Annotated in this window: 8 protein-coding genes; 5 read left to right on the forward strand and 3 right to left on the reverse strand. The window is 54.6% G+C overall.

Features of this window, described 5'->3' with window-relative positions; all coding sequences use genetic code 11:
* A partial coding sequence (locus tag H6F43_RS20875; protein WP_206754595.1) for a hypothetical protein occupies positions 1 to 252 on the forward strand: 252 nt, incomplete at its 5' end.
* Here the strand turns inward: H6F43_RS20875 and H6F43_RS20880 are convergent.
* Positions 238 to 1428 carry an ATP-grasp domain-containing protein gene (locus H6F43_RS20880; protein ID WP_190345106.1) on the reverse strand — a complete coding sequence of 397 codons (1191 nt, stop codon included), beginning with the start codon at positions 1426 to 1428 and terminating at the stop codon, positions 238 to 240. The two genes, H6F43_RS20875 and H6F43_RS20880, sit on opposite strands and share 15 nt — an antisense overlap.
* A gap of 175 nt (positions 1429 to 1603) precedes the next feature.
* Between H6F43_RS20880 and H6F43_RS20885 the strand changes: the two genes are divergently transcribed.
* A complete protein-coding gene (locus tag H6F43_RS20885) occupies positions 1604 to 2329 on the forward strand; it encodes a DUF2993 domain-containing protein (RefSeq protein WP_190345099.1) in 726 nt (241 codons plus the stop codon).
* 107 nt (positions 2330 to 2436) lie between these two features.
* A complete protein-coding gene (locus tag H6F43_RS20890; protein WP_190345101.1) occupies positions 2437 to 2958 on the forward strand; it encodes a DUF2231 domain-containing protein in 522 nt (173 codons plus the stop codon).
* Between the two features lie 83 nt (positions 2959 to 3041).
* Here H6F43_RS20890 and pgeF read toward each other — a convergent pair whose 3' ends face one another.
* A complete protein-coding gene (gene pgeF / locus H6F43_RS20895) occupies positions 3042 to 3809 on the reverse strand; it encodes a peptidoglycan editing factor PgeF (protein ID WP_190345103.1) in 768 nt (255 codons plus the stop codon).
* Between the two features lie 296 nt (positions 3810 to 4105).
* Between pgeF and H6F43_RS20900 the strand changes: the two genes are divergently transcribed.
* Complete coding sequence (locus H6F43_RS20900) at positions 4106 to 5143, forward strand: M23 family metallopeptidase (protein WP_190345104.1); 1038 nt, start codon at positions 4106 to 4108, stop codon at positions 5141 to 5143.
* A gap of 34 nt (positions 5144 to 5177) precedes the next feature.
* On the opposite strand, the gene H6F43_RS20905 is transcribed toward H6F43_RS20900, so the two are convergent.
* The gene (locus H6F43_RS20905; RefSeq protein ID WP_190345105.1) at positions 5178 to 6038 is read right to left on the reverse strand and encodes an alpha/beta fold hydrolase; all 861 of its coding nucleotides are present in this window, start codon (positions 6036 to 6038) and stop codon (positions 5178 to 5180) included.
* A gap of 186 nt (positions 6039 to 6224) precedes the next feature.
* Between H6F43_RS20905 and H6F43_RS20910 the strand changes: the two genes are divergently transcribed.
* On the forward strand, positions 6225 to 6958 hold a 734-nt coding region (locus tag H6F43_RS20910), incomplete at its 3' end, for an alpha/beta hydrolase (protein WP_199290500.1).

Here is a 6958-nt window from a genome sequence, read left to right on the forward strand (position 1 = left end):
ACCAAGAGAACGATCGCATGGGAAGAACCAGGTCGTGAAGTTACCAGCATGAGAGAGAATCGGCGAGTTCGCTGTGATTCAGATAACAATTCCCCACTTAAATTTCCTTTTAATCTAACCGTCGAGAATGCTGGACCTGCCGAGTACGAGGAGGTTGAGCAATCGATCGACCATGCGAGAAGCGTGACGATCGTAGAGCACCTGCTTAGCGTTTCGACTGCCAAAGACGATTGGCCCCTACTTGCGCTTTAGCGATTTTGCCAGCGTCACGGCTTGAGCCACGGCGTCATCCAGGCTCTCCACTATGGAAACTTGAGCTGCCGCAAGCTGCGCCTTCGCCTGTCCGCAGTCGCTACACACCAGCCGAACTACCAACTGAGGAATCCGGACTGTATGCGTAATCAGCGTGTCGGGACGAATTTCGCTGATGCCGCGCGGTTCCCATACCCGCCGCTTAAGAAACGCCACAATAACTTCAGCTAGCTGAACACAGGAAACTGAGCCGCTAACGAGATTGACCAGCAGCACTCGGACTTGCTTCGATTGCGTCATGACATCGAGTCCTTGCGCCAGTCGCGTCTGGAGCACGTCTGGCGACAAGTCCCAGCGAGTTTCGCCACCAATGTTGAGAAAACTCGCTGGGTTGCCCCCCGCTTGGTACACCAAGTCCATGGTCGCCATCGTCAAACCTGCTCCATTGCAGAGGATTCCGATCGACCCTTCTGGCTCCATTGCCACAACGCTGCCGAGAGGAGCCGGTTCGCTGGGCGATCCTTGCAGTAGGGCAGCAAGTTCTGGGTGCCGATCTAAGGCGTTATCGTTCACCGTAACCTTGCCGTCCAACGCCATTACATTGCCCTCGGAATTCACCCCCAACGGGTTAATCTCCACCAGGTCCAAATCGTTCTCGACAAAAAGCTGATACATCTTCTCGATCACATCACTGACCAAGTTAATCAGCTTGCCCTCAAGCCCCATTTTCAGCACCAATCGGCGCGCGTAGTATGGGGAAAAAGCTTGCTCGACCACAACATGCTGGATGCGGTCGATCGCCGCTTGCACATCGACGCCACCCTGCTGCGACCCCAGCAGCACCGGACGTCGGATGGACCGATTCAGCACTACCGCCAGGTAGAATTCCTGCTCTGCGTTGTATTTCGCTTCTGCCAGCAGCGCTTTCGGATACTCTCCCATAATTGGCAGATTGAAGATTGCCTGAGCCGCCGCGATCGCGTCGATCGTGTTCTGCACAAATTTGACGCCGCCGACCCGACCCCGCCCGCCAATGTACACCTGAGACTTCAGCACCACCGGATAGGGAATCCTCAACCCCTTAAGATCTTGGGGGCGATCGATGCGCTGCGACGGCAGCACCGGAATGCCTACCTCGCGAAACAGCGCTTTCGCCTGATACTCCAACAAATCCATGTGTCGTGACCCGCTCATTCAACTCTTTCACCTGTACCCGTCACCGATTGTTTCTGTGAATGGTCTTTTCCTCAAGATAGAGTTTGCCTTAAACCTCTCTCTACCGTGCTATAGATACGCAGCCAAAGACCGATGCCCTAGAGTAGCGCAAGAAGGCAGCCTAGGGAGAAGCAGAATGCCAGATTTGGGCGATCAAGCCATTAGTAAAGTCGCTGAGGTTGGCTTGTCTAGTCAATTAGACGAAGTTGAAAATTTAGATGTCAGCGTTGAAACTGATCCATTGAAGCTGATGACAGGAGCGGTGGATTCAGTGTCTGTTAAGGGTGAAGGTCTGGTGATGCAGAAAGACCTCCGAGTCGAGGAAATGCACCTAAAGACCAACAGCATTGCGATTAACCCGCTGAGTATGGCGTTTGGCAAGATTGAGCTTACCCATCCCACTGATGCAGAAACCCATGTGGTTCTGACCGAGGGCGATATTAATCGCGCCTTCAATTCAGACTTCGTTCGCGACAAAATGCAGAACCTCCAGATCCACGTTAACGGTGAGCTTGTGACGGTGAATACACAAGACGTGGGATTTCGCTTGCCGGGTTCAGGAAAAGTTGGCTTGAGCACAAGCGTTATCCTGCCCAGTGGCGAAACTAAGCGCGTGTCGTTCACAGCGGTTCCGCGAGTCAGCGCCAATGGACAAGCGATCGCGCTAGAGAACGTGGAATACGTGGAAGGACAGGAATTGTCATCAGAACTCACAGATGCCTTGCTGAAGCAGGCAAGCGACCTGCTTGACCTCAGCAACTTTGAGCTACAGGGAATGTCGCTGCGCTTGAAGTCGCTAGATGCCCAAGCAGGCAAGTTGGTTCTGCAAGCTGAAGCTCATATCAGCCAGTTTCCTTCTTAAGCAATTAGAAATTTTGAATGTTGGGTTCAACAAGCAAGTTTAAAATTTGTAATTCAAACGTTTCCAATTCAACCGTCTCATTTCCAAACTTCCTCGAGGACCTCACCATGACTCAAACTCCAAACATTCCCCCCGTGATTGAGAGCGATGAGCGGGAGTATCGCGACAGCGGTGTGCCTAGCACCGTCGCCATCGCTGGACACCCCCTACATCCGCTGCTGGTGACGTTTCCGATCGCCTTTCTGACAGGCGTATTGGGTACCGACGTTGGCTACTGGCTCACCAGCGATCCCTTCTGGGCACGCGCTTCGTTTTGGTTGCTTGGTGCCGGGATCGTTACGGGTCTCATCGCAGCAGCAACGGGAATGTCGGACTTTTTACGGATCGAGCGCGTCCGCCAGCACAGTGCAGGTTGGGCGCACATGGCAGGCAACGTGGCAGCACTGGGACTATCGCTGGCAAGCTTTGTTCTTCGCTGGGGCAATCAGACAAATGCAATCCTACCCGTCGGATTAATCATTTCATTATTAGTCGCAACGCTGATAGCGATCACAGGCTGGTACGGTGCCGAACTGATCTACCGACACAAAGTAGCCGTGATTGGCTATGGTCCAAATGCGAGACCGTAGTTAGGTTATTTGTTTAGGTGTCAGGTATCGGTGATTTAGCTCAAATCTACCTAGCAGCCAGTTAATCGCTGATTAACTAGCTGCTATTGGCTAATGATGCCTGACCACTGCGCCTTCTTTTGTTTCAGGCGTCGGTACGAAAAAAAGTTTGCGGAGTCCTGGAATGTGCAGTGCGGCGCGATCGCCACTTGCTCCGGCGCAATGCCCAACTGTTCTAGTTGCAGAGCATTAATGCGCCGCACGTCTAGTCGGACTCGTCCCGGCTCCGCATCAGACAGAATTGGCGAGTTGGGTAGCTGCCGCAGGGCATCAAGAGATGCCATCAGGTTCGATGGATCGATCGGAGTAACGGTAGAACCGACTTCGGCAGCAACCTGTTCCGAGACTTGATACGCCTCCCCCGAGATCGCGGGACCTAATGCAATTCGCAGATCGGGTAGTTGGCTGCCCTGCGATCGCAGTCGCGCGATCGCCTGCGGCACAATTTTCAGCGCTGTTCCTCGCCATCCAGCATGGATGGCAGCCGCTTGCCCTGTAGCAATGTCGGCAATTAGCACAGGGGTACAGTCAGCACTGCACACCCAGATGGCTTGCGCTGCCTGTTCACTAACGAGACCATCCGCTGCTGGTTCGTCCTCGGTTGCTGCCTCAATTTCCGAAGGCAGTAGGACCATGTTGCCATGCACCTGCTTGACGCGATACGGCGTTGCTGTCGGATGCAGCACGCGCGTCAGGTCAACGGGCGATCGTCCCCAGAACTGCTGCGTAAAGAAGCCGTGCCGCCACGGGTCTAAAAGGCTGCAAGTAAGGTAGGGTAAATCATTCCAGGTGCGCCAGTGCCAAGTGTGCATAAGGGGATGGAGAGTGGGACCATCTTAAGATTCTAGAGTTGATGCTTGCGATTAGTGCAGCAGGTGCAGCGACATCAATCGCTTAGAGATTGCGATCGGGCAAACTGGTGCAGCCCAGCTCCACATGCCTTGGGGAACTATTCGCAGCCTGACGACGACAGGAAAGATGCACGCGCGACAATTGCTCAAACCGAATAGCTAGAGACGGTTTTGGACTATTTCGTCCTCGGTCATTTTCCTGAAGCCAGGTACAATCAATCTGGACCGCCTTTTTCGCCTCTAAATCCAAATAACTTATGACACGAAACGCCACCGCCCAACCCCTACAATCGGTACTCCAGCGCCTTCTGCTTTTACAGGGACTCGGTTGGCTTGGCGTTGGCGTACTTAGCAGTGGTATGGCGCTGGCTCAGGCTCCCACGGTAGAAGAAATTCCTGACCCGATGCCCATTCAGTCTGCCGCACCCGTTCCTGCAGTTGAACCACCTGCCCCAATCCCAACGGCTCCAGAGTCATTTCCTCCCCTCGCGCTCCCCGCACCCGCTACGACCCGTGCGCCGATCGCACCTGCCCCCAGGCCCGCAGCCGTCGAGTATGAGGCACCCAGCACGATCGTCTTTTCGGAGCGCTCCACAGGCTGTCAGTCTACAGTGCAATCTGGACAGAGCGTCATGAATGGACCGTGTGGTGCTCCCAAACCGGTGGCTCCCCCCATTGCAAGAGAAGTCTCAACGGGAGTTTCAGCGGTGCAAGTCGGTCCGCTGGCGGTTGGGTCTAGCGGCATTGGGCTAGCTACTACAACGCCGTCAGTGCGCAGCTACTATAACCGCACGATTCGTCCGCCGGGACGCTTGGGCAATGGGAATGTCCGGTTGATCTTTCCGCTCTCGATCCCAGCCGTCATTTCTTCTGCATTTGGCTGGCGTGTCCATCCCGTGACGGGCGACCAACGGCTCCACGCGGGAACGGATTTAGCGGCTCCGATGGGCACTCCAGTGCTGGCAGCGGTTGCCGGACGAGTCGCGATCGCCGACTTCTTAGGCGGCTATGGGCTGGCAGTGACTCTAGAGCACAACAAAGCAACCCAGCAGACGCTCTACGGGCACCTGTCGGAGATTTTTGTTAAGCCGGGGGAATGGGTCGAGCAGGGCACGACGATCGGGCGTGTCGGCAGCACAGGCATGTCTACCGGGCCGCATTTGCACTTTGAGTTTCGCCAGTCTACGCCGGACGGTTGGGTGGCTCTGGATGCGGGAGTGCAATTGGAGTATGCCCTCGCACAACTGGTAAACGCGATGCAGACGGCGCAAGCGAAGCCAGGATCAAAAGGCTAGAACGGCACCGCATTCAGGTGTGACGCTTGTAGACTTACTGTTTGTAGACAATGAAGCCTGCGATCGCGTCTAGTAGTGCCTCTGGCTCATCGGCTCGGACGGCGTGACCGCTGTTCTCAAAGATGCGCAAGTCGGCGTTGGGAATCAGGCGGGCAATTTCTTCAGAGAACTCTGGCGGACAAATCCAGTCGTGCCGTCCGGCGATCACCAGCGTCGGAGCGGTAATATTGGGCAACTGGTCGCGGATGTCGTAGGTGCGAAGAAAGCCACCAAAGGCAGCATTAATCGCATCAACTGAGAGGATGGCTCGATCCCAAGACTTCTGCGGCGACTCCGGATCGTAGGTGACAGAGTACAAGGGGCGCATCACCTTGAAGTACTCGCGCAGTTGCTCCTCGGTTTCAAAGCTGCCATTCCACAGAAATTGAGCGATCGCCTGCTGTTCTGGGGTGCCTCGCTCTGCCAGAATTGTTTGGGCACGCTGAAGAAAGCCGCCGTGAGCAACCGTGACGATCGCGATCAGGTGCGACACGTGTTGCGGATAGCGGCTAGCGTAGGTTAGCGCCACCATGCCGCCATAGGATGCGCCAATCACGACCAGTTTGCCGAGACCGAGGTGCTGCCGCAGCGCTTCCATATCCTCGACGTTGTTGTCGAGCGTGTAGGTGTCTTTGGGTCCCCGCGCCGATCGTCCTTGCCCACGGTGGTCAAAGTAGACAAGCTGCATTTTCTGACTCAGCGGCGTCAGGCTAGGCTTAAAGCCCGTGTGGTCAGATCCCGGTCCCCCATGAATCAGAAACGCAACGGGCTTTTCTTTCATGTGGGGTCCGTCTGGTACCAGCCCCGCTCCTTCTACATCAAAGTACAGTTCGGTATCTCGAATTTTGGCACGCATGGCTTAAGACGTTTTTGCAGGGGTTCTCTATCGATCGATAGAGCTTCTAGAGTAATCATGGTGACTAATTTCTACTGAAAGTATGTAGATTTGTAAACAAACAACGTGATACAAGTCATACATAGCAGATAGACACAGATGGCTGTTGTCTTTGAACTGTGATCAATACCTTGTAAAGCGTTAGTCGTGCACGTCTCATTTAGTCAACACACCATCCAGATCGATCGCTGCCTGATGTCATACAGTGCGGGAGGCGTGCGAACCACAACGGCTCCGATTGTATTTCTGCACGGGTGGGGAATCTCGGCGGAACCGTATCAAGAGATTCTTAGCCTGCTGGCGCGGGACCAGTTTGTGATTGCTCCAGATCTTCCTAGCTTTGCTCGATCGAGCTATCCCGACCTGATTCCGGATTACCAAACCTACGCTAAATTCCTGCTGGAGTTTCTTAAGACGCTTAATTTTCCCAAGGTGCATCTGATCGGGCATTCGTTGGGCGGCGGCATTGCCAGCGTGATGGCAGCATCTGCGCCAGAGCAGGTGCAGAGTCTGACGCTGGTAGACTCGACGGGAATTCCGATCGGGTCCGTACCCGAAGTGCTACTCCGACGAGCGATCGAAATGCCGCTGCAACTGTCGCTGCCAAAGCTGAAGTTGCAGCTTGTGGACATCCCGCAGGCATTTCTTCCCAATTTGCTGTTCAATACGCAAAACGTGATTCAAGCGCTGCTGCTGTCACTGGAAGGTGATTTGCGATCGTGGCTGCCTCTAATACAAGCGCCGTGTTTGCTGCTGTGGTCTCAGAAAGACTTAACAACGCCGATGAATACCGCCGAGGAATTTGCTCGGCTGATTCCGCAGGCAAAGCTAGTTGCGGTTGAAGAAGGATATCACGAATGGAATTTGCTGTATCCCGAAAA

Origin of the sequence: Leptolyngbya sp. FACHB-36 (assembly GCF_014695955.1) — a bacterium.
In the GTDB taxonomy this organism is placed as follows: Bacteria; Cyanobacteriota; Cyanobacteriia; order Leptolyngbyales; family Leptolyngbyaceae; genus FACHB-36.

What these genes read in the sequence shown, in the direction of transcription:
- H6F43_RS20880 (WP_190345106.1), bottom strand. Translation starts at nt 1,428, where the DNA reads ATGGATTTGTTGGAGTATCAGGCGAAAGCGCTGTTTCGCGAGGTAGGC.
- H6F43_RS20885 (WP_190345099.1), top strand. Translation starts at nt 1,604, where the DNA reads ATGCCAGATTTGGGCGATCAAGCCATTAGTAAAGTCGCTGAGGTTGGC.
- H6F43_RS20890 (WP_190345101.1), top strand. Translation starts at nt 2,437, where the DNA reads ATGACTCAAACTCCAAACATTCCCCCCGTGATTGAGAGCGATGAGCGG.
- pgeF (WP_190345103.1), bottom strand. Translation starts at nt 3,809, where the DNA reads ATGCACACTTGGCACTGGCGCACCTGGAATGATTTACCCTACCTTACT.
- H6F43_RS20900 (WP_190345104.1), top strand. Translation starts at nt 4,106, where the DNA reads ATGACACGAAACGCCACCGCCCAACCCCTACAATCGGTACTCCAGCGC.
- H6F43_RS20905 (WP_190345105.1), bottom strand. Translation starts at nt 6,038, where the DNA reads ATGCGTGCCAAAATTCGAGATACCGAACTGTACTTTGATGTAGAAGGA.